The organism is Agrobacterium sp. A3-95, from assembly GCF_053521785.1.
On the sequence record NZ_JBNWDR010000002.1, the window covers coordinates 196301 to 220327 of the forward strand.

Here is a 24027-nt window from a genome sequence, read left to right on the forward strand (position 1 = left end):
GCACAAGCCGTCGTAACGAAAACAAAAAGGCCTGTTGTATTTTACAACAGGCCTTTCGTTTGACTGGATAACCGAAACGCGATGGAGGTTTCGCATTCAGGGGGATGGGCAACATATCGCGCCTGAGAATTGCAATGACATTACGTGTTTCCGAAGACAGGATTCGTTTCAGCAATAGGGAAGGCTGATGCGGAAGGAGGCGCCGCCGGATGGGGAATCACTGATGCTGATCTCGCCTCCATGGTAGCGGACAATTTCCTGCACGAGGTTGAGACCGAGCCCGGTACCGCGATCCTTCGGTATCAACCGGTGAAATGCGTCAAACACGGCTTCCCGGTCCTCTTCGGGAATTCCGTTGCCTTCGTCGGATATGTCGATCACGCGGTTGGCGCCCAGTTTTATTGTGATCGTTCCGCGATTACCGCCATGTTCGATGGCGTTTTGCACGACGTTCATCAGGGCGCGTTGCAGCGAGGCGTCATCGGCAAGGGCGAGGATCGGCTCTTCGTCCGGCTCGAACGAAAGTTCGTAGCCTTGAGAGATTGCAAGCGGCGCCATATCAGCGACGACAGACCGGCAGAGGCCAACAAGATCTAGTGGAATAAGCGGCGCCTTTTGCCCGCCAAGTCGTTGCAGATCGAGCAACTGTTCGGCAAGCACGGCGATACGGCTGGCATCGGCTAGTATCCGGCTCCGGTCCGGTCCGTCCAGCAACGTTTCGACACGGGTCTGGAGAATGGCGACAGGGGTCCGCAATTCATGGGCGGCGTCGAGAATGAACCGCTTGTGCCGCTCGTAACCATCGTCCAGACGTTTCAGCGCGCCGTTGACGGCATGCACGAGCGGCTGCACCTCCCATGGAATATCGCCATCCGGCAATCGATATCCGCGCTTGTCGATGTCGATGCTTTCCGCCGTTCGCGCAATAGCGGAAAGTGCGAAAAATTCCCGACGGATGATCCATGGAATGGTCACGATTGTCACAATGGACATGATAAGGAGGATCGGCATGATCAGTATGTTGGAGAACAGCAGGACGGGGAATGCCATACTGAAGGCTCCGCCCTTGCCGACCATAACGAATTCGCCCGCCGGTCCCGATGCACGACGCACGACGGCGATTCGCAAGACAGCAAGATAGGAGTAGGACAATGCCGCATCGCGTACGTCCGACACTTTGACGTCGCTAAGCTGTTGATCCATGTTGCTAAAGGCCTCAGGCACCGGCCCACCCTGCACGATCTCACCTTTCTCGCTGACCGCAACGAACCAGAAACCGGGCATGCTGTCGCGCAGCTCGACAAATTCATTTGTTTCGTCAAGCATCAGCCGGCCATCCTTGTCACGCATGATGGCATTGGCTGTAATCTGGGCCGCTGCCGGGCTGAGAAGGGCGCTGCCCGAAGCGCCGCTGGACAGGTAAGCGACGAAGGCGGCAGTAACGATGAAAAGGCTGCCGATCTGGAAAAGCAGCAATTGAATGGTCAGGCGGCGCTTGAGCGATTTCCTTCCGGCCGATTTCATGAGGCCGCCCTCAGCAGATAACCGACGCCGCGAATACCGTGAACCTCCAGACCCGCATCCGCTGCCTGCAATTTGCGGCGCAGACGGGAGATATGGGAATCAAGCGCATTCGACTGGATTTCATCGTCGAAATTATAAACCGCCTCTTCCAGTACCGATCGCAGCACCGTTCTGCCCTGCCGACGCAACAGGGCTTCAAGGATCAGCAATTCGCGTCTGGTCAGGGGAATAAACTCTCCCTTGATGCGGACTTCGCGGGTTTCGAAGCAAAATTCCAGCTTGCCCAGTTTCGCCGTCATCGTTACGCTGCCGGCTGGCCGGCGCATCAGGGCGCGGATGCGCGCAAGGAGTTCCTCGACAGCAAAGGGCTTGGCCAGATAATCGTCCGCACCAAGGTTCAGGCCGTTCACCCGATCCGCAAGTGTGCCTTGCGCTGTCAGCACGATGACGGGCGGTGTGACGGGCAGCAGACGCAGATCTTCTATAAGCTGGATGCCATCGCCATCGGGCAATTGCCGGTCGAGTACGACAAGATCGTGAACACCGTCCATGATCGCATGCCGGGCGAGATCGAGCGTGCCGACATTGTCCACGATGATATCGAACCGGTGCAGGGCGGCGGAAAGGGCTGCTGCCATTTCGCGTTCGTCTTCAACAAGCAGCAGGCGCATGAATTGTTCTCGGCAGTGTCTGGCGTACGCCTTCCCGGAGAGGAAGGGGCGCGGGGGCATCGGATAAACATCACCGTGCAGTAAGACGCGGGCAGGGGAGGGCAATTGGCCGAACCCGCATTTGCTGCAAAGCTGAATTTATCCTGCCATTGCCGGGTTGCCTCAACATTACGCCGGTTCGAGCCGTAGCGACGGCGAAGAAGTGGCTACTGTCTGGCCTGAGCAGTATCCGGGACAATCCGGTAGTCATCGATACGACCCGCCGGTGCATCGGCCATCTCGCCCCGCTTGGTCAGCCGTTCGCGTGGCGATTCCACCACCGAGACACGTGTCGATACGGTCGTCGAAGGGACATCGCCAAGCAGCTTGTCACCGCCATCGAGGTTCGGATCGGTCAGGCTGATCGGCTGGGTGCGCACCTGTCCCGCATCGATGCCAAGCGCGGGCAGGGAGGTGAGTGCAGGCAAATTGCTGCCGTCCAGTTTCACGAGGTCCGGTCCGGCGCTGTCGAGGTGCCTGCGCACGAATTTCTCGACGTAAAAAGCAAGCTTGCGTTTGCCGGCCTGCGTCATGCCGACGCCATCTGCCTCACGCAGACGGGCCTGCTGGCCGTTCATGTCGTAGCCGGTGATGACAAATTTACCGGCCTCGTCGACAAAGCCGTCCCAGACATCGACGAATTCGCCGCCGTATTTTTCGATATGGCTGCGATAAAGCCGGTTGAAGCCGACGAGATCGGCCGAGAGTGAGGTTGACTGGAAGGCCGGCAGGCCAACCCACAGTAGCGGCACCTTCGGCCGGCCGGCAAGGGTCAGAAGTTCATCGATCCGCCGCTCATATTCCTTGAACCAGACATCGGTGCCAAATTTTTCCCTGGTATCGCCGATCTGCATCTGCTGGCGATCGTTCGATCCCATCATGATGACGATCGTGGCGGGATTTGTTTCGGTTATGAACTGCGGCAGATTGGCGAACCAGTCGTAATAGTCCGTGCGTACGAGGCCCGAAGAACCATTCGCGCGCACATCGACCGAAATTCCCGGAGAGCTGGCGAAGGCATTGACCAATTCTTCCCCCATGCCACCGGCCAGAAAATCACCGACGACCAGAACACGCCTTGCATTTTCAAGCTTGGCGGTCGGCTCCGGTTTTATGGTTCGCATCTGAACCACCGAAGGCGCTTTTCTTGCGGGTTGCGGGCGGGTGACTGATTTTTCACGCGGGGCAGCCGGGAAATCCCGGCGACTGCGGGGCTGGTATTCGCGGCCGGGCGTGTCCTCCCGGCCCACGGGCCGGCCAAACAGCATTTCGAACAGGGTGCGTCGCTGTTCCTGGGCCAAGGTTTGCGAAGGGACAAGCGGCGTGCACAAGACAGCACAAAGAATGATGGCGCAGATGCGCCAGCCCGTACTTGTGCTTTTCGCCGCAGGTTTCCTACTCATGACATCGATCCTTCCGGATGCTTCGGCGGCGTTGAAGACCGCCGCCGAATTCACCGGCATATTATCAATTCCGCAGTGCTCTCAGCAATCGCTGCGACGGCTGACCGTCGGTTTCCAGACCCATGCGCGACTGGATGGCGCTGATCGCCGCCTTCGAGCCGGAGCCGAAATTGCCATCGACTTCGCCATCGTAATAGCCAAGTTCTTTCATGCGGGTCTGGAGTTCGAATTTTTCACGAATATCCAGCGTGCCGTCCGGACGCGGCCATTTCTGCTGCATGCCGCCATAACCGGCGATCTCGTCAGCAAGCAGGCCAACGGCCAGCGCATAGCTGTCGGATGCGTTGTATTTCTTGATGGTGAAGAAGTTTTTCATCATCAGGAAACCGGGACCATTTGCCCCACCCTGCAGTTTCAGCATGGCGCGATCGGAGCCGCGGGTGAAATTCTTGCCGTTCGGGCGGGCAAAGCCAAGCTTGGTCCATTCCGCAATGGACTTCGTCTGCCCCTCATAACGGGCGCCGCCACGCGGCACGGCTGTTTCGTAACCCCAGGTCCGGCCGGGTTCCCAGCCATTCTTGGCGAGTAGATTGGCGGCCGTCGCCAGCGCGTCCGGAACCGAGTGCCAGATGTCGCGCTTGCCATTGCCGTCAGCATCGACAGCATAGAGCAGGTAGCTGGTCGGAATGAACTGGGTATGGCCCATCGCACCCGCCCAGGAACCCGTCAGCTGCTTGGGCGTGACATCGCCTGCCTGCAGGATTTTGAGTGCGGCGATCAATTGCGTGCGCGCGAACTTGGCGCGTTTGGGGTCGGAATAAGCGAGCGTGGCCAGTGCCTGCGGAATATTGTGCAGGCGCTCCGGCTTTTCGAGAACCGCGCCGTAATTCGATTCCATCGACCAGATGGCGAGAATAATATGTTTGTCGACGTTGAAGTTACGCTCGATCCAGTTGAGCGTCGTCGCGTGCTTCATCTTCATCTCGCGGCCGATGCGCACCGTATAGGGGTTAACGCGGGAATCGAGATAATCCCAGATCTGGGTGGTGAATTCCGGCTGGAAGGTCGCCTTGCGCAGCGCATCCGGATCCGGCTCGCTGACACCAGCAAAGGCTTTCTGGTAGGTCGCCTTGCTAATGCCTTCTTTCGCGGCTGTTGCGTAGAACTGGTTGATCCACTGCTTGAACCCAGCATCGGCCCGGGCCGAGACGGGGGCCAGCGAGATCGCCAGACCTGCAACCATCATGCAGCCGAATTTGCGGACATTTGAAAGGATCATCTTTGTCATCGTCAGTCTTTCGTTCTCTCGAATATCATTTCGATTGCGAAAACGCATCGGGCGTCGTCATGCATAACAAAAGAATGTCAACAAATTCTTTACCATTAATAGATGGTAGCGTCACCCTTTACAAAACGTTGTTATTTTTGAAATAACAACACTGTGCGGGGATTGTGATCAAGTTTTATCTCTCAGGAGGGATATGTGGTAGAACATAAGAAAATTCGGAAGGCCGTATTTCCGGTCGCAGGTCTGGGTACGCGTTTCCTGCCCGCAACCAAGGCGGTTCCGAAAGAAATGCTCACTGTCGTTGACAAGCCGGTCATTCAATACGTCGTCGACGAGGCGGCGGAAGCGGGCATCGAGCATTTTGTATTTGTCACCGGCCGCGGCAAGGCGGTGATTGAAGATTATTTTGATATTCAATTTGAACTCGAACAAATGCTGCGCGAGCGCAACAAGAATGCCGAGCTTACATTGCTGGCCGGCCTTCTGCCCAAGGCGGGCACGGCAAGCTTCACGCGTCAGCAGGTGCCGCTCGGTCTTGGCCATGCGGTCTGGTGTGCGCGTGATATCGTCGGCGACGAGCCTTTCGCCGTTCTGCTGCCTGATATGATCATGCACTCACAGAAAAGCTGCCTCAAGGGCATGGTCGAACTTTATGACCAGACCGCCGGCAACGTCATCGCGGTGCAGGAATGCGCTCCCGATCAGACGCATAAATACGGCATCGTCGGCGTGGGTAACGCCGTGGGCGAGGGTTTCAAGATCACTGAAATGGTCGAGAAGCCTGCCAAGGGTACGGCACCTTCGAATTTCTACATCAACGGTCGCTACATCCTTCAGCCTGAGATTTTCGACATTCTGGAAAATCAGGAACGGGGCGCCGGCAACGAAATCCAGCTGACGGACGGCATGTTGACGCTTGCCAAGTCCCAGGAATTCGCTGGCTATCATTTCCGCGGGCAGACGTTCGATTGCGGCGCCAAGGATGGTTTCATTCTTGCCAACGTCGCTTTCGCGCTCGAACGCTCTGACATCCGCCCCGCAATCGAGGAGCCGATCAAGGCTCTTATCGACGGACTGAAGTAATTTACCAACTGGACAACGGGATCCCGGCCTTCGCGCCGGGATTTCTGTTTGGGGCGACGTTATCGTTTCAGGACAAGACCCGCGCCGACGCGCAGTTCGTTGCTGTCATAAATCGGCGTCCACTGATAACTAACGTCCGCCGTCAGATCGAGATAGCGGTTCAGCCCCCAGGTTAAGCCAGCGCCTGCGGTGTATTCCACAGCATCCTCGATATCGGAGGAGGGAAATGTCCGGTGCACGATCTGCCCGGTCAGCCGCGCGACCAGATTGCTGCGCAACTCATGGGTCAGCCCGGCATCCAGCCGATAGGAAATCCAGCCGCCCTGCGGTCCGCCGGCGAAATCCTCTATCGTCGTGCGCAGGCCAAGATTGACGTTGGTGCCGCGCTGCGGCGACCAGTTCAGTTCGCCGTCCAGTGTCAGCGCGCCGATGGAAGCGATGCGGTCGTCGTCATATTGCTTGCGTAGATAGCCGATGGCGGCCTCGCCGCGGGTCTTCTCGCCAAGATCGACCTCGGCTCCAATTTTGGCGCCGTAGGAATTCGAGGACCGTGCGTAACCGGTATTGTCCAGGCGCCTGTCATATTTGGTCGTTCCCGCGTTCAATTCGAGGAACGGGATCAGGGCCGGTGACAATTCGTAGCCGATGCGGCCGCGCAGGTTCGCGCCGTTCTGGTCGCGATCGCTAAGACTGATCGGCTGGCCGTTTATGCCCTTTGCATCCGTGTAGACCGTACGCGACAGATCGAGCGCCGCCAGCCCGCGCAGCTTGCCGAAATCCCGTTGGATCGATGCGCCGGTCGTGAAACGGTGTTCTCCGCCCTGCACGGCAGCGCCGGTCAAAGCGTTGGGGTCCGTGGTGCCTTCACGACTGAATTCGTAACCCGCCTTGAGATTAGCCGTCGTTTCTTCGCCGAGATCGAGGCGCAGATCGGCTTCTATCCGCGCCCTCGGCTCTTCACCATTCTTGCTGCCGAAATTTTTCTCCCAGGCGCCATCGCCTGTTACAGTCAGCGCATGGCGGGACCAGTCGCTGGTTAGCGTGCCGCGAATACCCGTCGTCAGGTAGTTACGTCTGGAAGGGCCGCCGGTGTTCGTCTGCTTTTCCGTATTGATCGTCTGGCTGATCGAGGGCCGCAGCAGGAATGTACCGAGCCGGATGCCGGGGGTTTGTCCGGGTTCGGTGGCTCTTTGCGGGTTTTCACCGCCGTCTACCGTTGGCTCATATGGGTTTTCCGCGTCGGCATAAGGCTGGCCCGCTTCTTCCTGCTGTTCGGAAATCGGGTCGCCCGGATTATTCGAGGGGCGCCATAGTTGCTGCGGCGGTGCTGTTCGCACCGTGCTTGTGTCGTTTTCAGCTGTCGTTGTCGGGTTCTCGGCCGGCGTTGCATCGCCGGATGGAACTGCGACCGGCAGCCGCGTGGCCGCTGTTTGCGCGAAAACAGTTCCCGGGGTGTAGAGAAGCGTACAGGCAAGCAGCAGCAGGGTTGCTGCTTTCCGCGACGTCGGCAGACGTGTGGCGGTGCCCTTCACAATCATTCCTCTTCACCCGGCGCATTTGGCCCATGTCGGATCGAAAGTTCGTCTCAGCATTTCCTGAATCCGAATGAGCGGCAGACAGATGAAGTGGACGACCAAGAGACCAGACACGCGACGCAAGTTTTAATATCGCTTTAACAATAGGATTTTTATGGTTAACAGTTGATAAAGACCTCCCCGATTTCACCACATCTGTGGCTGCGGCAAAGCTGGGGGGCTTCCTCGTTCGATCTGGCCGCTTCGGCACCGCGACTGAAGAAAATTTGCCGAGATGCCCAATATTTCGAATATGATCAGATTTAAACGTTTCATTTTGATACGGAATCGCCCTATGATTGGGTGGAACTCATCCGTTTTATTTTAGCAATCCAATTGATTTTTATTTTGTGTCACAGCGTCGTTTCATGAATCCCGTTTTGAACGTCAAGCAGGTCGGTTTTTATTGCTGGGATATTACCAATGACCGATTCTATCTAGACGAAGTCTGCGCTGAACTCTTGGGCATTCCTTTGCGGCAGGCGATGCAGGGCATCAGCATTTTTCAGATGCTCGAAAAAGTGGATATCGGCCATCGCAATCATGTGATCGAAACGGCGCTCACGACGCTCAAGGCCGCCAGCTTTTACCATCAGGAATATGCCGTGCGCCGTGATGACGGCTCTATCTCGTGGATAAGGACAGTCGGGCGATATCTGGTCGATGAAGAGAACATCCCTTTCAAGCGGATGGGAACGATGGAGGAGATTTCTCCGCCGAACCTGCGCCACTAAAGAGCGGCGATTTTCGGCTGTATAGTGGACTTATTCCGGTTGAAATAGTAACAGTCGGCCATGATTACGAGAGCCGTGAAACTGGTTGAAGACAATGCGATTGAATCCGCCGTGCGGACGATTTCGATGGAGAGGGCTGGCCTTGCCGCTCTTGAAGAGGCCCTCAGGAACGGGCTTTCCGAACCTTTCTGCAAGGCGATCGAGACGATCGGCCAGTCTAATGGCCGCCTCATCATCACCGGTGTTGGTAAAAGCGGCCACATAGGCGCCAAGCTCGCGGCCACCTTCGCCTCCACGGGAACGCCTGCGTTTTTCGTGCATGCGGCAGAGGCCAACCACGGCGATCTGGGCATGATCGGCGGTGATGACGTAGTGCTGGCGATCTCCAAAGGCGGTGAAAGTTCAGAGCTGCGTAGCATCATCAACTATTCGCGCCGTTTCTCCATCCCGCTGATTGCACTTACATGTTCGGAGAGTGCATCGCTGGCGAAGGCAGCCGATATCGTGCTTCTGGTTCCAAATGAACAGGAAGCCTGCCCGCTCGGTCTTGCGCCTACCACCTCCACATTGATGCAGCTGGCACTTGGCGATGCCCTTGCCGTTGCGCTTCTGGAAGCACGCAATTTCACTGCCGGTGATTTCAAGGTGTTTCACCCCGGCGGCAAACTGGGCGCGGGCCTTACGCTTGTCAGCGACATCATGCATACCGGCGACCGGGTGCCGCTAGTCGGCAAGGGAACTTCCATGCCGGAAGCAGTCAGTGTTCTTTCCCGCAAGCATTTCGGCTGTGTCGGTATTCTGGACGAGGATGGCCGTCTGTGTGGCATCGTCACCGAGGGTGATATGGCGCGCAACCTGTCGCGCAACCTCGCGGAATTGACGGTGGACGACATCATGACCCGTACTCCGAAAACGGTCAAAAAATCCGTGCTGGCGACCAGCGCTCTCGCGACACTGGAAAAATTCCACATCGGTGCGCTTATCGTCGTTGATGACGATAACCGCCCGATAGGGCTGGTGCATTTCCACGATCTGTTGAGAATCGGTGTGGCCTGATCGCTATGGGCGGTCGAGCGGCTCTATCGTCAGGGTGCGGCCACGCGCGGCTGCGATCCTGACACGTGTTCCGGCTGGCATGTCCTCACCGTTAACGGACCACCAGGTATCGTCCAGCCTTATGCGGCCGCGTCCTTCGACAACCGGCTCCTGCAGGGTCGCTGTGCGGCCAACAAGGCTGGCTTCCCGTTGATTGAGGAAGGGTTCGTCGCTTGCCTCACGGTTTTTGCCGAAATATTTCCGGCCAAGCAGGGCGAAGGCGATGGAGAGGGCGGCAAACAGCACCAGTTGCAATTGCCACGCCCAGAATGCAGCATCCCAAAACAGCAGGGAGAGAGCGCCGATCACCAGCGCGGCAATGCCAATCCAGATCAGAAACACGCCCGGAGCGACCAGCTCGGCAGCCAGCAGAATGAAGCCGGCAATCCACCAGCTCCATGGTCCCAGTTCCGTGGCAAGCCGTTGCAGCATCGTCACTTCTCCGATGAAGAGCCGAAGGGATTACCGGGAATTGTCACGTTGATGGCCTGGGCCGAAGGCCGCGACGGCGGCACCGAGCGGGAAGATGCGGGGACGGCGGGCGCCGTTGGTGCATCGCCCTTGTCGCCGAAGACGTCGCGGGCGATTGCCCCTATGCCGCCGAGTGAGCCGATCAACGCAGAAGCCTCCATCGGCATCAACACGATTTTCGAGTTTTTGGCTGTGCCGATATTGGAGAGCGCTTCGGTATATTTCTGAGCAACGAAGTAATTGATCGCGTGGACATTGCCGGCAGCGATGGCTTCCGACACCATACGGGTGGCGCTGGCTTCGGCCTCGGCCAGACGCTCGCGGGCCTCGGCATCGCGAAACGCCGCTTCGCGCTGGCCTTCCGCCTCGAGAATGGCAGATTGTTTTGCGCCCTCTGCACGCAGAATCTGAGCATTGCGCGCGCCCTCGGCCTCCAGCACCTGCGCGCGTTTTTCACGCTCCGCCTTCATCTGCCTTGCCATGGAATCGACGAGATCTTTCGGCGGCGCGATATCTTTGATCTCGATGCGCGTGACCTTGATACCCCATGGTCCCACCGCCTCGTCCACCACGCGCAGGAGGCGATCGTTGATGGCATCACGGTTCGACAATAACTCATCGAGATCCATCGAGCCCATTACCGAGCGGATGTTGGTCATGGTGAGGTTTTCAATAGCCATTTCCAGATTGGTGATCTGGTAAGCGGCCTGTGCGGCATTGAGGACCTGATAGAAAGTGACGGCATCAGCCGAGACACTGGCATTATCGCGGGTGATAACTTCCTGTGTCGGTATATGCAGAACCTGCTCCATCACATTCATCTTCGAACCGATGCTTTCGAAGAACGGCACGATGAGGTTGAGGCCCGGCTCGAGTGTGCGGGTGTAGCGCCCGAACCGTTCAACCGTGTAGCGATGTCCCTGCGGTACGGTCTTGATGCCCGCAAAAAGCACCAGAATGACCAAAACAACCGCCGCTATGACGACGATATCGAAACCGCCCAATGCAATCATCACTTCCTCCTCCAGCACCACAACCTTTTGGGATCTTACACCCGCATCGTTATGGCAAGATTACACCCAACCTTGCAACTCTTGTCGTACAACCTTTTCGAGAACTGTCATACCCTCGACGCTGTCGTTGAGACACGGGATGTGGGTGAATTTCTCGCCGCCATTATGCAGGAAGATTTCTCCGGCCTCACCGGCAATTTCCTCCAGCGTTTCAAGACAATCCGATACGAAACCGGGGTTCATGACGGCGATGCGTTTGATGCCCTCGGATGCCAGCTTTTCCATGGTCTTGTCGGTATAGGGCTGCAGCCATTCTTCTGGCCCAAAACGCGACTGGAAGGTGATCATGAAGTTCTTCTCGGTCCGTCCCAGCGCTTCCTTCAGCAGACGGGCGGTCTTCTGGCAGTGGCAATAATAGGGATCGCCCTTCCTGAAGTAGGATTGCGGAATGCCGTGGAAGGAGGTGATCAGCATCTCCGGTTCCCAGTCCAGCGTTGCCAGATGGTTTCTGACAGAGGCGGCAAGCCCCTCGATATAGGCAGGATCGTCATGATAGGGCGGAACGGTACGGATGGCGGGCTGCCAGCGCAGCTTCATCAGATGTTCGAAAGCCTTGTCGTTCACCGTTGCCGTGGTCGATGCGGCATATTGCGGATAGAGCGGGAATAGCAGGATTTTCTCGCATCCCTGCTCCTTCAGCGCGTCGATTTTCGAGGCGATGGAAGGCTGGCCGTAGCGCATGGCCCAGTCAACGACGACATTCGGCAAATCCTTCAGCGCCTGTGCCATCAGTTCGCCCTGGCTGCGGGTATAGGTGCGCAAATAGCTTTCGTTGCGATCGCGGTTCCAGATTGCCTCATAGGCCTTGCCGACCTTCTGCGGGCGCTTGTTGAGGACGATGCCGTACAGGATCGGATACCAGTAGAGGCGCGACCATTCGATCACGCGTTTGTCGCTCAGAAATTCCGCCAGATAACGTCGCATCGGCCAATAGTCCGTACCATCCGGCGTGCCAAGATTGACAAGCAGAACGCCAACCTTGCCAAATCTTACGCGGGGATGGTCTACGGGAAGTGCGGATAATTCTGTCGTCATGAATGACACCCTGAACTCGTACTGGTTGCGTGAGAACGTTTCCGTTTGGGATAAAGGGCGGAAACGCTCCATTTTTTGTTTTTATACATGGCCGGACGTAAACCGTGACGCGGTTTTGCCGGAAATGCTCAAGCTATATGCTCGTGCCGTCAATTTGTTCACGTGTTCTAGACGAAATTTGTAAGGATTGAACCACCTGCGGAGGTGATTTCCGAGGTGCGGTAACGGACGCATTGTCTTTTGATAAAACGCAGCCTGTAATGATCTGTTTTTAAAGGGAAAATAAGAAGCCGGCCTCATGGTGCGAGGCCGGCTTCCCGTCTGCGGCAAATTGCCCTGTCTGTGTGTTCGCGGCTTATTGAGCCGGAACGTCCAGTTCCTCGCCGATCTCGATATGGTTCGGATGCTTCAGCGTGTTTGCCTTGGCAATCCTGGTCCAAAGGGCACCGTCGCCATACTTCTCCGCCGCGATCTTCCAGAGCGAATCGCCCTTTGCGACGACATATTTGCTGGCGGCAGCCGCGGCCGCTGCCGGCGTGGTGGTGGCAGGTGCAGTCGCAGCAGGTGCTGCGGGAGCCGGGGCTGGTGTGGCGGCCGGAGCGGTTGCAGTTGCCGCCGGTGCTGTTGCGGCAGGCGCTGGTGCAGCGGGCTTTGCCGGAGCCACATAACCGGCAGGCGTCACTTCGGTGATGCGGCCGTCCGTGAAGGGCTTATAGGGGCTGTTGGCCGTAATATATGCAGCTACAGCCTCTTCGAGGTTGGGGCCGAAGTCATAGGCGTTGATCGCCTTGGTCGCGAATACCTTGAAGCCATCGCCGCCGGTGCGAACGTAATTATTCGCCGCAACAGTGTAGGTCTTTGCCGGGTCGAGAGGCACGAAAGCGTCGCCCTCCTTGACCTCGACCGCAGTAACACGGCTGCCGGCCGGCTTGGAGCGGTCGAAGGAATATTTCATGCCTGAAACCTGCATGAAACGACCTGCGCCATCGTCGATCTGGCTGACGCCGTTTTCGAGGGCAGCGCGAATATCCTCGCCCTTCAGCTGGAAAGTTGCGACCGTGTTCTGGAACGGCAGAACCGTCAGGACTTCGCCCATCGAGACATCGCCGCTATCGATGGAGGAGCGCAGGCCACCGCTATTTGCGAAAGCGATGGTGACGCCCTGATCCTTGACGCGGGCAAGGGTCGCATCCGCTACCAGATTACCCATGGAGCATTCTTTGACGCGGCAAACCTTGCGGTCACCTTCGATCGGGCCTTCCGAAGTGCCGACGACCTTCGATTTCAGCGCCTCGATCGGTGCTTTCAGTTCATCGATACGCTTGAGCGTTGCTTCGTCGGGTTTGAAGGATGAATCGATCAGGATCGGATCGCCCTTGCTTTCCTTGACCACGCCGCTGTCATCGAAGACGACGCGCAGGTCACCCAGATATTTGCTGTATTGCCCTGCCTGAACGACCGGAACCTTGTAGCCGCCGGGATTGTCGACGACTGTCGGATAAGGTCCTTCGGCCTTCTGATCGGTGTTGGAGAGCAACGTATGCGAGTGGCCGCCGACAACGACGTCCACATCCGGGATTTTCGCGATGAATTCGAGGTCGCGCGGATATCCGACATGGGTCAGGGCAATGATCTTGTTGACACCCTCGCCTTTCAGCTTCTGCACCTGTTCGCTGATTTTCGCGACATCTTCCGCAATGGTGATGTTGGGGCCGGGGGTCGCAAGTTCCGCCGTGTCGTTGGCGACAGCGCCGACAATACCGATTTTCTGGCCGCCGACTTCAAGGACGATGGACGGCTTGACGCGATCGCCGATTTTCGAGGCGGCGCTGGCAACCACATTGGCGGTCACGACCGGAAACTGAACCTTGTCGAGGAAGCCCGCAAGCCCGTCTTCGCTATCGTCGAATTCATGGTTGCCGACGGTCATGGCGTCGAACTTCATGGCGTTCAGCACTTCGGCTTCAACGGTACCCTTGTAGGTGGTGTAGAACAGCGAGCCTTGAAAATTGTCGCCGGCATTGAGCAGGAGAACGTTCTTGCCTTGAGCCTTGAGCGCGTCCCTTGTCTGGTTGATTGCGGTCAAGAGGCGCGCGGCGCCGCCAAAGCATTCGTTTTTGCCTTCCTCTTCCGCTGAGCAGGTCGAGTCGAATTTATTGATCGATTCGATACGGGAGTGAAAATCGTTAATGTGAAGAATGTTGAGTTCGTAGTCGGCCAGAGCCGCTCCGGCTGAAAGCGTTATCGCGGAAACGCTCAGCATACTCAGTCTCAAAATTTTCTTCATGGTCCCTCTCTCCTGTTCAAAGCGGAAGCCTTGGCCGGTCGATCATCATCAGGCCGTGCTCATTCTCTAGTCTGAAAGTATGTCAGTCTTTCAAAGCGCGATGTTTCCATTTAGCGGCAGCTGCCGCAAGCGGAAATTGTGACAGTGGCGCAATAAAGCAAAACGCACGCTTGAGGCGTGCGTTTTAAAAGCTCATACCATTGAAAAGTCTGTGTTATCAGCCCTGACGAGTCAGCGAGAACTGGCTGTTGCTGTCTGTCGTGCAATTCAGTTGTGACGGGGAGACGAGCGCGCAGTTGACGCGCGATTGCGTGTTGCGCACCAACGACGTCATGTTGATTTCATAGAGCGTCGGCGAAATCGTGACATAGGTGCCTGATGCCAGAAGCGTGTTGGTATCGGTCGAACGGGTGGAGAAAGCACCGTTCTGGAATGTCGATACGATGCCGTTGCGGTCGATCCAGCGGCCATCCACGGCCGGGCCGCGGGCAAGCGAGGGTGCCATCGACGTCTGCTGGGAGGGACCCGGCGCAACGCATGAAGACACCGCGATTGCGGCACAAAGCAAAGCAGCGCTTGTCTTGAAGTTCATGAGCCTGTTCTCCTGCGATTCGATGAAACCCTGATGTTTCGACCATGCCGTGAAGCGTTATTTATTTCAAGGCAACGTTGTTTGCTCTCCCGGGTTCCTGACACCCGTCATGAAAACACCTGCGTGACAAATATGAGACGCCATGTCCTCAGCGTACGAGGATGTTGCGGAACTGCCAGGGATCCGAGGTGTCGATATTGTCTGGAAACAGCCCCGGGCGACCGTCGAGCGGCGTCCAGTCCGTGTAATGTCCTTCGACCGGTCCAAGATAGGGACGCTGCACCTCAAGGCAACGGCGATAATCCATTTCATCCGCCTCGACGATGCCGGCCTGCGGATTTTCAAGCGCCCAAACCATTCCGGCCAGTACCGCGGAGCTGACCTGCAATCCGGTCGCGTTCTGGCTGGGGGCGAGCGCCCGTGCCTCCTGCAAGGTTAGCCGCGAGCCATACCAATAGGCATTTTTGTCATGGCCGTAGAGAAGAACACCCAGCTCGTCGGCACCATCAACAAGCTCGTCTTCGCCAAGCACATGCTGGATCGGCTGCGGCGTGCCGCCATTACCGAAAAGTTCGTGCAGGGAAAGGACGGCGTCGTTGCAGGGGTGGTAGGCATAGTGACAGGTGGGCCGGTAGATCAGGTCGCCATCGTCATTGCGGACGGTGAAATAGTCGGAAATCGAGATCGCCTCGTTGTGGGTGACCAGAAATCCATATTGCGGCCCTTGTCCGGGACACCATGTCCGTACCCGCGTATTGGCGCCGGGCTGATCGAGATAGATCGCTGCCTTGCTGCCCTTTTTTTGTTTTTTCGCGTTTTTCGGCATCCAGTTTTCATGCGTTCCCCAGCCGAGTTCGGCGGGCTGAAAACCTTCGGCGATAAAACCCTCGACGGACCAGGTGTTCCAGAATGCGCCGAATGGCTTGGGATTTTTTGCCCGCTGCGTATCGCGCTCTGCCACATGCACGCCCTTGACGCCGAGCTGCTGCATGAGCTTTGCCCATGCCTGCCGGTCATGCGGTTGCGGCTCTTCGATGTCGAGACCGCTATCCTTGGCGAGATTGACCAGCGCCTGTTTTACGAACCAGGACACCATGCCGGGATTTGCACCGCAGGTGGAAACGGCCGTTGTGCCGCCCGGTTTCCGAGCCTTTTCTTTCAGCATGGTCTCGCGCAGCGAATAATTGGTACGGGAGGCATTGTCGGCGTCTGCATCGAAGTAAAAGCCGGGCCACGGCTCCACTACGGTGTCGATGTAGAGCATGCCATGTTTGCGGCAGAGCCTCATCAGATCGACGGATGCGGCATCGACCGAAAGATTGACGCAGAAGCCCTGACCCTGAACCCCTTTAAGGAGTGGCTTGAGCACCTCCTTGTAGTTTTCTTTGGTCAGATGCGTACGGATATGGCGAATGTTTCTCTCGGCCAGATACGCTGCGATATCCTCGCGCGGGTCTATGACGACGAGCCTAGTCTTGTCGAAGTTGAAATGACGTTCGATCAACGGAAGAGTGCCGCGCCCGATGGAGCCGAAGCCGATCATGATGATGGGGCCGTCAATATCGCCGTAAATCGGATGGTTTGCGTCCGTCATTCGTCATTTTTCCTTTTTAAGCCAATAAGTAAGCTAGATCATAAAAGCGTGCCACAATAAAGGGCAGGTGCATGACGGACATATGACGGTGGCGCAAGCCCGGGATGCGAAAGTTGTGACGTGTTGGTGTGTGGTGATCCCGTTCTGCGCGGTTGCGATCCGGCGAGATTGAAGTCGAGACCTTCCGACCGCATTCTTCCCCTTCGCATTTTAGAGACTACGTTTATAATCAAGTTCTTCTTTTCGTGTATATGTCCTAGGGCTTGGGGGCTTTTGCAAGATGACGAAAAGGGGGCTTTTCGTCATCACAGGAGTGTTGCCTGTTGAATAGTCTTATCGAGCGTGTCGCAGCGCTTCAGAGCGCCACCCCCGTTCTTATTGCACTTTACGATTCCGAAGACCGGTTGCGGCATGCCAACCCGTCGTTTCGGCAGAGCTTTCAGCTTGCCGACGATGATTTTTCGACCTGGGCGGAAATCATGCGCTTGAACCACCGTCTGCGAACCGGCGTGGTCGTCAGAAACAGCGATTTCGAGGGCTGGCTTTTGTCGGCGCAGTCCCGGCGCGGCAAGCTGCCGTATCGTGCCTTCGAGATGGACATGTATGACGGCCGCTGGTTTTGGATGACGGAGACGGTGCAGCAGGATGGCTGGATGCTGTGTGTCGCAAGCGATGTCACCGAATTGCGCCAGGGCTACAGAACCCTGCGGCAGGACCGGGATCTGGCGGTGCGCGCCTCGCAGACCGACGAATTGACGGGAACGGCGAACCGGCGTTTTGTTTTCGCCAAACTCGCGCTGCAGGTGGAGCGGGTCGGCAAGGGGCTTGAAGCGCCCTTTTGCCTTTGCACGCTCGACATCGACTTTTTCAAGCACATCAACGATCGTTTCGGCCACAAATGCGGCGATGCGGTGCTGCGCGATTTTGTCGGGATCGCCCATTCCGTCGTCCGGCGGGTGGATTGTTTTGGCAGGATCGGCGGTGAGGAATTCATGCTCATCTTGCCGCGCAGTTCGGTTGTTGAGAGCCGGGAGATCGTCGAGCGGCTACTGCAAAAGGTGCGTCTTTCCAGACCTCTGGCCGAGTTTCCGGATTTTTCCTATAGCTGTTCCGCTGGAATGACGACCTATCGGATGGCAGAAAGTGCCGACGATGTTTTCATGCGCGCCGATCAGGCGCTTTACGCTGCCAAGGAAAAGGGCCGCGACCGGCTTTTGGCGGTGACGGTTTAGACCAGCTCCGCCGCAATCAGCCCATGCAGCGAATTTCCCACGAACAGCCGTCGACCGGCAATATCCTCCGGCTTCAATGTCTGCCCGCGTGCCTTGCGCTGGCGGATGAGATCGGCACGCAGGACGCCCGGCAGAATACCGCTGTCGAGCGGCGGCGTCAGCAATTGCCCGTCCGGCATTTCGACGAAGATGCTGGTCGATGATCCCTCGCACAACTCGCCGCGCTCGTTGAGCAGCAGAACCTCGTCTGCATCCCCGGCTGAAAATTCGGCGCGGGCGGCATCATAGGGTTCCCGGCGCGATGATTTGTGGCGATAGAAGGTGTCGGTGGAATCAAGCCTGGTTTGCGTCGCGATGCGGATCCGCCAGACGGTTCCCTCCTGCAACGGCCGAAAGTCGGCCGTTTCGATATCGAGCTCACCCTTGTAGTTCATGACCAGCTTCACGCAGAGCGGACTTTCGCCGCCCACCTTCTTCTCCAATACCTGAACCGCGTTGACCGGTGCTCGGAAACCGAGCGCATCGGCTGAGCGCAATAGCCGGCGCATATGCTGGTCAATGCGCTGAAAGCCCGATTGCGGCTCCCAGCGCAGCGTTTCTCTCAAGGTCAGATCGGCGGGTTTGCGTTTCATTGCCTTTGCTCGTCGCCTGTCATCGGTATTTTTTTGGAGGCGATCAGGCCTGTTTGCTGTCAAGCGCTTCCAGTTCGTCGATCAGCCCTTCGATCATGGCAAGACCCTTGTCCCAGAAGGAAGGATCTGTCGCATCGAGGCCGAATGGTTTCAGAAGTTCCGAATGGTGCTTGGTGCCGCCTGCTTTCAAAAGCTCGAAATATTTCTCCTGAAAGCCGGTCTCGGCCTTCTGGTAAACGGCATAGAGCGAGTTCACCAGGCAATCACCGAAGGCATAGGCATAAACATAGAAGGGAGAGTGGATGAAATGGGGGATGTAGGTCCACCAGGTCTCATACCCTTCGGAAATCTTGATCGCCGGGCCGAGGCTCTCGGCCTGAATGGAAAGCCACAATTCACCGATCTGTTCGGAGGTCAACTCACCCTGCTTGCGGGCGGTGTGCAGCTTGCGTTCGAATTCATAAAACGCGATCTGTCGCACGACCGTGTTGATCATGTCCTCGACCTTGCGGGCGAGCATGGCCTTGCGTTCCCTGACGTCCTTCGTGTCGTCAAGCAATTTGCGGAAGGTCAGCATTTCTCCGAAAACGGAGGCAGTTTCGGCAAGCGTCAGCGGCGTCGCGCACATCAGCGCGCCTTGGTCGCCGGCCAGCACCTGGTGCACGCCGTGGCCAAGCTCATGGGCAAGCGTCATCACGTCGCGCGGTTTGCCGAGATAGTTGACGAGGACATAAGGATGGGCCGAAGGCACGGTCGGATGCGCGAAGGCGCCCGGCGCCTTGCCGGGCCGGGCGGGGGCGTCGATCCATTGCTCATCGAAGAAACGGCGGGCGATATCGGCCATCTCCGGCGCAAAATCGCCATAGGCGGACAGCACGGTATCCTTCGCCTCATCCCAGGGAATGATCGTATTCGATGTATCGGGAAGCGGCGCGTTGCGGTCCCAGTAGTTCATCTGTTCCATGCCGAGCCATTTCGCCTTCATGGCGTAATAACGATGCGAAAGGCGCGGATAGGCGTTTTTCACGGCGGCAGCCAGAGCGTCTACGACCTCGCGCTCGACACGGTTTGCCAGATGGCGGCTGTCGGCGATGTCTTCGAACTTGCGCCAGCGGTCGGAAATATCCTTGTCCTTGGCCAGTGTGTTGGTGATGAGGGTGAAGACCCGCAGATTACTGGTGAAGGTGGTGCTGAGCGCCTGTGCCGCCTTCTTGCGAGTTTCCGGCTCCGGCTCCTGAAGCATATTGAGCGTTACTTCCAGCGAAAGGCTTGCGCCGTCTATATCGAAGCGCAGGTCGGCCATCGTCTCGTCGAACAGGCGGTTGAAGGCGCTGGCACTCGTCATCGATTTTTCGAGGAATAGCTGTTCGAGCTGGTCATCGAGCTGGTGCGGCTTGTCCTTGCGCAAATCCACCAGCCACGGCCTGTAGTGCCCAGCTAAGGCATCGTTTGCCATGCAGGCATCCATTACGGCGTCGTCGATGCGGTTCAGTTCAAGCGTAAAGAACAGCAGATGGGCGGAAATATCCGTCAGTTTCGCCTGGGCGTCGCCGTAAAGCTTGCCGTTTGCCGGGTTGGAGGTATCTGAAAAATACGTCAGCCCCGCAAAGGAACCGATGCGGCCGATAAGATCGTCCAGCGCTTCATATTCCTTGAGAGCAGCGCCGATGCCGTTGGCGCCCGTCGCCTTTGCAGCGTCTTCAAGCTTGCCCTTCCATTTATCCTCGAAAGCCGCCGCCAGCGCCGCCGCCTTCTCAATGTCGCCCTTGTATTCCGGCGAATCGCCCGAGGGATAGAGATCCGAGAGTTTCCAGCCGGGCAGGTCGCCAAGGGCAGGGCCGGAGGTTTCGGCAAGCGAAAATACGGGGTGCGGTGTTGGGCGATTGAGGTTCATCGAACGCGTCCTTGTCGTTATGCCTGCGCAGCATATGGGGCCTTTGTTTCCCGCAGCAATGGATAAAATGCAAGCAAATCTCAAAACTGGATGTTCAAATCTCCCGTGCCAGAGTGCGCCACAAGGGACCGCATGACGCAGGTCCATAAACCGGAAACCGGAGCCAAAAATGACCGCGCATGTTCTCGTGATAGACGATGATCCCGTCCAGCGCCGCCTGCTCAAAAATGCGGTGGAACGTTATGGGCATCTGGCCTTGCTTGCAGAAAACGGCAGGGCGGGGCTGGAGCTGCTCAAGCAATATAGCGGCGAGATCAATGTTGTCGTCCTCGACCTGATGATGCCGGAAATGGATGGCCTCGCCTTCCTGAAAGCCGTTGGCGAACTCGGCACCGACGTCCCGGTCATCGTCCAGACGGGGCAGGGCGGCATCGATACCGTCGTGCAGGCCATGCGCGCCGGCGCCTTCGATTTCGTCGTCAAGCCGGTCTCGCCGGAACGGATCGGCGCCGCCATCTCCAGTGCCCTCAAGCTCGACAGGAGAGAGGCAAAGGCCCGCACGGGCAGGCGCGGACGGAGCAATGCCGTGAATTTTACTGATATCGTTTCCGCAAGCCCGGCCATGCTGAGGGTGATAGAACTGGCGCAGCGCGCCGCCCAGTCCAGCATTCCCGTGGTGCTGGAAGGCGAATCCGGCGTCGGCAAGGAAATGGTCGCCCGTGCAATCCAGTCGGCTGGCGACAGGGCGAATAAACCATTCATCACCGTCAATTGCGGCGCTATCCCGCACAACCTGGTGGAGAGTATTCTTTTCGGTCACGAGAAGGGCGCTTTTACCGGTGCCACGGAAAAACACGTTGGCAAGTTCATGGAAGCGGATGGCGGAACGCTGTTCCTCGATGAAATCGGTGATCTGCCGCTCGACGTGCAGGTAAAGCTACTGCGGGCAGTTCAGCAGGGCGAGATCGAAACTGTCGGTTCCGCGCGTGTGCAGAAGGTGAATGTCCGCCTGATTTCCGCCACCAACAAGAATCTCATCGAAGAGGTGAAGGAAGGCCGCTTCCGCGAGGACCTGTATTACCGCCTCAACGTCTTTCCTATCACCATTCCGGCGTTGCGCCGGCGCAAGGAGGATATTCCCCATCTGGCACGGGTGTTCGCGGAGCGTTTTTCGGTGGAACAGAAATTGCCAAATCCCGTCGGCCTCGATGCCAGCGCGCTGGCACTGCTAACGGCCTATGACTGGCCGGGCAATATCCGCCAGCTTGAAAATGCGGTCTTCCGCGCCGTCGTGCTGTCGCAGGGCGAGGAACTGGCTGATTCCGATTTTCCGCAAATCGCGCTGCAATTGCCGGAATTCGCAGGTGGGGACGATGCGGGTGAGTCGATCCGGTCGCCGTCTGGATCGTCGCTGAAACTCGCCGCCTATTCTCCGCCGCCGCCGGCCGCCGAAAGTCACGCCATTCTGGATGAGGCGTCAGATATTTCCACCACGATATACCGGGGAGGAAACCTGATCTCCAGCATGGACGATTCAGGCAATATCAGGAAGCTGGCCGAGATCGAAGAGGAGCTTATCCGTTTTGCCCTTCGTTTTTATCGCGGGCAGATGAGTCAGGTCGCAAGGAAACTTGGTATCGGCCGCTCGACGCTTTATCGCAAGCTGAAGGATTATGGCATTGATCCGGACGATCCGTTGCGGGATGCGGCCTGATTGCACAAACCGCCTATTCGACGGCAGATAGCAAGATTCGTTAACTTCTGAGCAAGGATATCCGCTTACCGTCTATAAACCTCTTGTTAGTGGCTGATTCACTATATAGAGGAAGGTTGCATCTGTGTGGCAATTTTGCCATCGTGTCACCGTATTTGACGTTCATTTGAGGCAATGTGACAGAAATTGTCTTCCAGGCGGGGATCGAATTGCCATATCTGCATCGAAATATCGCGCTGTCGACCAAGATCGCGCGCGGCTTGATCAAGGATATATGCACGAAGCTGTCGGCACGCGCTGTCACCTTTGCCTGCTTGATGCTCGCCGCAATGCCATTCGCAGGTGTCTCGGCGACGGAAGCTTTCGCCGAAACGCGCAGTCTCAAACTGTATTATATCCATACACGCGAGAAGGCGGTCATAACCTTCAAGCGCAACGGAAAATACGACCAGAAGGGTCTGCAGGAGCTGAACCGCTTTTTGCGTGACTGGCGTCGTAACCAACCGACGCGGATGGATCCGCGTCTTTTCGATCTTGTCTGGGAAGTCTACCGCCGCAGTGGCGCGACCGATTACATCAACGTCGTTTCGGCCTTCCGTTCGCCTGAGACTAACGGCCTCCTGCGCACGCGCACCAAGGGCGTGGCGGAAAAAAGCCAGCATATGCTCGGCAAGGCCATGGATTTTTACATTCCGGGCGTGAAGCTTTCCACACTGCGCGAAATCGGCATGCAGATGCAGATTGGCGGCGTAGGTTTCTATCCGACCTCGGGTTCTCCCTTCGTGCACATGGATGTCGGCGGCGTTCGTGCCTGGCCGCGCATGAGCCGTCAGGAACTCGTGCGTATCTTCCCCAAGGGCAATACGCTGCACGTTCCTTCCGATGGCAATCCGCTTCCCGGTTATGAACAGGCCTTGGCTGACTACAAGAAGCGCGTCAATTCCTCTTCCATTCAGGTTGCTTCCAGCGCCGGTGCCGGCCCTGCGTCCTCCGGTGGTGGCGGCAAGCGCAAGACACTGTTGCAGGCGCTCTTTGGCGGAGGCGACGAGGATGAAGATCCCGATAGCATCGCTACGCCGCAGCCCGCAGAACGTCCGGCTGTCGCTCGCCCTGCAACGCCACCGCCTGCTGCACCTGAGCCAGAACCGACGATTGCCGTTGCTTCCGCCCAACCGCTTCCCGGTGTGAGCACTGCGCCGCTGCCCATTGCACGTCCAGCTTTCGGCAACCAGCCTCCGGCCAATACGGGCCTTGCCACCGCGCTTTATTCTCCTGCCCGTAATGCGGCGCAGGATGCCCTCCAGGCTGCGACAACACCGACGCCGACCTCTGCTCCGGCCGAGCGTCAGCAGTTTGCCGATCTGGCTGAGGTATCCGTGCCTGTGCCGACGCTTCTTGGGCCGCGTGGCATGCGTGGCGACGCTGAAGGATCGATCCTGACCGCATCCGCAGATGGTGCGACACCCGCAGCGAGTGGCGAACTTGCGTCTATTCCGGTGCCGGCCAATCGTCCGGCTGTGGCGGAAGCCCTGCTGGCACAGGCCAATGCTGATCCGGAAGGCGACGAAGATCTCGCCGAAGAGCGGAAAGATACGCTTTCGCCGACTGTGGTTGCTGCTCTGGAACAGAGCGGTCAGGCTGCCCGTTCGCAGATCAATTCCGCTACCGTGCCGACAGCCGCGCCGTTCCCGGCTGCCGTCAACCACAAAGTTACAGTCGCGCCCGCCGAAACGGCGAAGGCTGAGCCAGAGGCAGGTTTCGGTGACGCCTTTGATCTGAAACCCTCCATCAATGGTGGGCTGACGGCCGGCTTGCCGACCAAGGGCTCACGCCCGAGCAGGCAGGATGCCGCCGTTTCCCATCAGGCCATGGTCGGCGGTGGTCGTCTGACGCAGGATCTGATCTCTGACTGGGCGCTCAACCAGAACAAGGGCTCGACCGGCCGTTCGGTGAAGGCGCCGCGCGTCGTCGCCAACCGTATGCTCAGCCACGACATGTCGGCTTCGGCCACATCGGCAAGCTTCAAGCCCGGTGCAGCGGCGATCGAGTCCAGCCGTTTCAGCACGCCGGTGAAGATGCACTGAGCCCCGCT

Annotated in this window: 19 protein-coding genes; 6 read left to right on the forward strand and 13 right to left on the reverse strand. The window is 57.7% G+C overall.

Annotated features, from left to right (window positions below; translation table 11 throughout):
- Positions 1 to 168: 168 nt before the first annotated feature.
- The 4 genes from ACQZ5Y_RS06385 to ACQZ5Y_RS06400 all read right to left on the reverse strand — a co-directional run bounded on the left by ACQZ5Y_RS06385 (position 169) and on the right by ACQZ5Y_RS06400 (position 4925).
- Entirely contained in the window at positions 169 to 1524 is a 1356-nt protein-coding gene (locus ACQZ5Y_RS06385; protein WP_003511463.1) for a sensor histidine kinase, read from the reverse strand.
- Positions 1521 to 2195: a response regulator transcription factor gene (locus tag ACQZ5Y_RS06390; RefSeq protein WP_003511462.1), complete on the reverse strand. Its 675-nt coding sequence runs from the start codon at positions 2193 to 2195 to the stop codon at positions 1521 to 1523. Before ACQZ5Y_RS06390 ends, ACQZ5Y_RS06385 begins: the two co-directional genes overlap by 4 nt.
- 206 nt (positions 2196 to 2401) lie before the next feature.
- On the reverse strand, positions 2402 to 3637 hold the full coding sequence (locus tag ACQZ5Y_RS06395) for a DUF459 domain-containing protein (protein ID WP_174060114.1): 1236 nt from the start codon (positions 3635 to 3637) through the stop codon (positions 2402 to 2404).
- A 64-nt stretch (positions 3638 to 3701) separates the two neighbouring features.
- A complete protein-coding gene (locus tag ACQZ5Y_RS06400) occupies positions 3702 to 4925 on the reverse strand; it encodes a lytic murein transglycosylase (protein WP_003511460.1) in 1224 nt (407 codons plus the stop codon).
- Positions 4926 to 5120: 195 nt separating this feature from the next.
- On the opposite strand from ACQZ5Y_RS06400, the gene galU reads away from it, so the two are divergent.
- Positions 5121 to 6008: a UTP--glucose-1-phosphate uridylyltransferase GalU gene (gene galU, locus ACQZ5Y_RS06405; RefSeq protein WP_025595371.1), complete on the forward strand. Its 888-nt coding sequence runs from the start codon at positions 5121 to 5123 to the stop codon at positions 6006 to 6008.
- Positions 6009 to 6067: 59 nt separating this feature from the next.
- On the opposite strand, the gene uppP is transcribed toward galU, so the two are convergent.
- Complete coding sequence (gene uppP / locus ACQZ5Y_RS06410; protein ID WP_019564925.1) at positions 6068 to 7546, reverse strand: polysaccharide biosynthesis protein UppP; 1479 nt, start codon at positions 7544 to 7546, stop codon at positions 6068 to 6070.
- Positions 7547 to 7950: 404 nt separating this feature from the next.
- Between uppP and ACQZ5Y_RS06415 the strand changes: the two genes are divergently transcribed.
- Positions 7951 to 8316 carry a PAS domain-containing protein gene (locus ACQZ5Y_RS06415; protein WP_013761857.1) on the forward strand — a complete coding sequence of 122 codons (366 nt, stop codon included), beginning with the start codon at positions 7951 to 7953 and terminating at the stop codon, positions 8314 to 8316.
- 60 nt (positions 8317 to 8376) lie between these two features.
- Complete coding sequence (locus ACQZ5Y_RS06420) at positions 8377 to 9372, forward strand: KpsF/GutQ family sugar-phosphate isomerase (RefSeq protein WP_013761856.1); 996 nt, start codon at positions 8377 to 8379, stop codon at positions 9370 to 9372.
- 3 nt (positions 9373 to 9375) lie between these two features.
- Here ACQZ5Y_RS06420 and ACQZ5Y_RS06425 read toward each other — a convergent pair whose 3' ends face one another.
- The 6 genes from ACQZ5Y_RS06425 to ACQZ5Y_RS06450 form a co-directional block, all read right to left on the reverse strand.
- Positions 9376 to 9843, reverse strand: a complete 468-nt coding sequence (locus ACQZ5Y_RS06425; protein WP_013761855.1) for an NfeD family protein — start codon at positions 9841 to 9843, stop codon at positions 9376 to 9378.
- 2 nt (positions 9844 to 9845) lie between these two features.
- On the reverse strand, positions 9846 to 10895 hold the full coding sequence (locus tag ACQZ5Y_RS06430) for an SPFH domain-containing protein (RefSeq protein ID WP_003511451.1): 1050 nt from the start codon (positions 10893 to 10895) through the stop codon (positions 9846 to 9848).
- A gap of 60 nt (positions 10896 to 10955) precedes the next feature.
- The gene (gene hemH / locus ACQZ5Y_RS06435) at positions 10956 to 11990 is read right to left on the reverse strand and encodes a ferrochelatase (RefSeq protein ID WP_174060113.1); all 1035 of its coding nucleotides are present in this window, start codon (positions 11988 to 11990) and stop codon (positions 10956 to 10958) included.
- Positions 11991 to 12345: 355 nt separating this feature from the next.
- On the reverse strand, positions 12346 to 14277 hold the full coding sequence (locus ACQZ5Y_RS06440) for a 5'-nucleotidase C-terminal domain-containing protein (RefSeq protein WP_174060112.1): 1932 nt from the start codon (positions 14275 to 14277) through the stop codon (positions 12346 to 12348).
- Positions 14278 to 14494: 217 nt separating this feature from the next.
- On the reverse strand, positions 14495 to 14869 hold the full coding sequence (gene omp10 / locus ACQZ5Y_RS06445; RefSeq protein WP_003511448.1) for an outer membrane lipoprotein Omp10: 375 nt from the start codon (positions 14867 to 14869) through the stop codon (positions 14495 to 14497).
- A gap of 148 nt (positions 14870 to 15017) precedes the next feature.
- Positions 15018 to 16463 carry a homospermidine synthase gene (locus tag ACQZ5Y_RS06450; protein WP_174060111.1) on the reverse strand — a complete coding sequence of 482 codons (1446 nt, stop codon included), beginning with the start codon at positions 16461 to 16463 and terminating at the stop codon, positions 15018 to 15020.
- A gap of 323 nt (positions 16464 to 16786) precedes the next feature.
- Between ACQZ5Y_RS06450 and ACQZ5Y_RS06455 the strand changes: the two genes are divergently transcribed.
- The gene (locus ACQZ5Y_RS06455; protein WP_003511446.1) at positions 16787 to 17695 is read left to right on the forward strand and encodes a sensor domain-containing diguanylate cyclase; all 909 of its coding nucleotides are present in this window, start codon (positions 16787 to 16789) and stop codon (positions 17693 to 17695) included.
- On the opposite strand, the gene ACQZ5Y_RS06460 is transcribed toward ACQZ5Y_RS06455, so the two are convergent.
- Together ACQZ5Y_RS06460 and ACQZ5Y_RS06465 are read right to left on the reverse strand one after the other, a co-directional pair.
- Entirely contained in the window at positions 17692 to 18327 is a 636-nt protein-coding gene (locus ACQZ5Y_RS06460) for an aminotransferase class IV family protein (RefSeq protein WP_174060110.1), read from the reverse strand. The two genes, ACQZ5Y_RS06455 and ACQZ5Y_RS06460, sit on opposite strands and share 4 nt — an antisense overlap.
- Before the next feature lie 43 nt (positions 18328 to 18370).
- Positions 18371 to 20221, reverse strand: coding sequence for a M3 family oligoendopeptidase (locus ACQZ5Y_RS06465; protein ID WP_174060109.1), 1851 nt, complete (start codon positions 20219 to 20221; stop codon positions 18371 to 18373).
- A gap of 169 nt (positions 20222 to 20390) precedes the next feature.
- On the opposite strand from ACQZ5Y_RS06465, the gene ACQZ5Y_RS06470 reads away from it, so the two are divergent.
- A complete protein-coding gene (locus ACQZ5Y_RS06470) occupies positions 20391 to 21935 on the forward strand; it encodes a sigma-54-dependent transcriptional regulator (protein WP_174060108.1) in 1545 nt (514 codons plus the stop codon).
- 176 nt (positions 21936 to 22111) lie between these two features.
- Complete coding sequence (locus tag ACQZ5Y_RS06475) at positions 22112 to 24019, forward strand: DUF882 domain-containing protein (protein ID WP_019564917.1); 1908 nt, start codon at positions 22112 to 22114, stop codon at positions 24017 to 24019.
- The last annotated feature ends 8 nt before the right edge of the window (positions 24020 to 24027 follow it).

Excerpts from the sequence above, each read along its gene's own strand:
- ACQZ5Y_RS06425 (WP_013761855.1), bottom strand. The coding sequence starts at position 9,843 with ATGCTGCAACGGCTTGCCACGGAACTGGGACCATGGAGCTGGTGGATT.
- ACQZ5Y_RS06415 (WP_013761857.1), top strand. The coding sequence starts at position 7,951 with ATGAATCCCGTTTTGAACGTCAAGCAGGTCGGTTTTTATTGCTGGGAT.
- ACQZ5Y_RS06390 (WP_003511462.1), bottom strand. The coding sequence starts at position 2,195 with ATGCGCCTGCTGCTTGTTGAAGACGAACGCGAAATGGCAGCAGCCCTT.
- hemH (WP_174060113.1), bottom strand. The coding sequence starts at position 11,990 with ATGACGACAGAATTATCCGCACTTCCCGTAGACCATCCCCGCGTAAGA.
- ACQZ5Y_RS06400 (WP_003511460.1), bottom strand. The coding sequence starts at position 4,925 with ATGACAAAGATGATCCTTTCAAATGTCCGCAAATTCGGCTGCATGATG.
- ACQZ5Y_RS06450 (WP_174060111.1), bottom strand. The coding sequence starts at position 16,463 with ATGACGGACGCAAACCATCCGATTTACGGCGATATTGACGGCCCCATC.
- ACQZ5Y_RS06460 (WP_174060110.1), bottom strand. The coding sequence starts at position 18,327 with ATGAAACGCAAACCCGCCGATCTGACCTTGAGAGAAACGCTGCGCTGG.
- ACQZ5Y_RS06440 (WP_174060112.1), bottom strand. The coding sequence starts at position 14,277 with ATGAAGAAAATTTTGAGACTGAGTATGCTGAGCGTTTCCGCGATAACG.
- ACQZ5Y_RS06465 (WP_174060109.1), bottom strand. The coding sequence starts at position 20,221 with ATGAACCTCAATCGCCCAACACCGCACCCCGTATTTTCGCTTGCCGAA.
- ACQZ5Y_RS06470 (WP_174060108.1), top strand. The coding sequence starts at position 20,391 with ATGACCGCGCATGTTCTCGTGATAGACGATGATCCCGTCCAGCGCCGC.
- omp10 (WP_003511448.1), bottom strand. The coding sequence starts at position 14,869 with ATGAACTTCAAGACAAGCGCTGCTTTGCTTTGTGCCGCAATCGCGGTG.
- ACQZ5Y_RS06430 (WP_003511451.1), bottom strand. The coding sequence starts at position 10,895 with ATGATTGCATTGGGCGGTTTCGATATCGTCGTCATAGCGGCGGTTGTT.
- uppP (WP_019564925.1), bottom strand. The coding sequence starts at position 7,546 with ATGATTGTGAAGGGCACCGCCACACGTCTGCCGACGTCGCGGAAAGCA.
- ACQZ5Y_RS06395 (WP_174060114.1), bottom strand. The coding sequence starts at position 3,637 with ATGAGTAGGAAACCTGCGGCGAAAAGCACAAGTACGGGCTGGCGCATC.
- ACQZ5Y_RS06385 (WP_003511463.1), bottom strand. The coding sequence starts at position 1,524 with ATGAAATCGGCCGGAAGGAAATCGCTCAAGCGCCGCCTGACCATTCAA.
- ACQZ5Y_RS06420 (WP_013761856.1), top strand. The coding sequence starts at position 8,377 with ATGATTACGAGAGCCGTGAAACTGGTTGAAGACAATGCGATTGAATCC.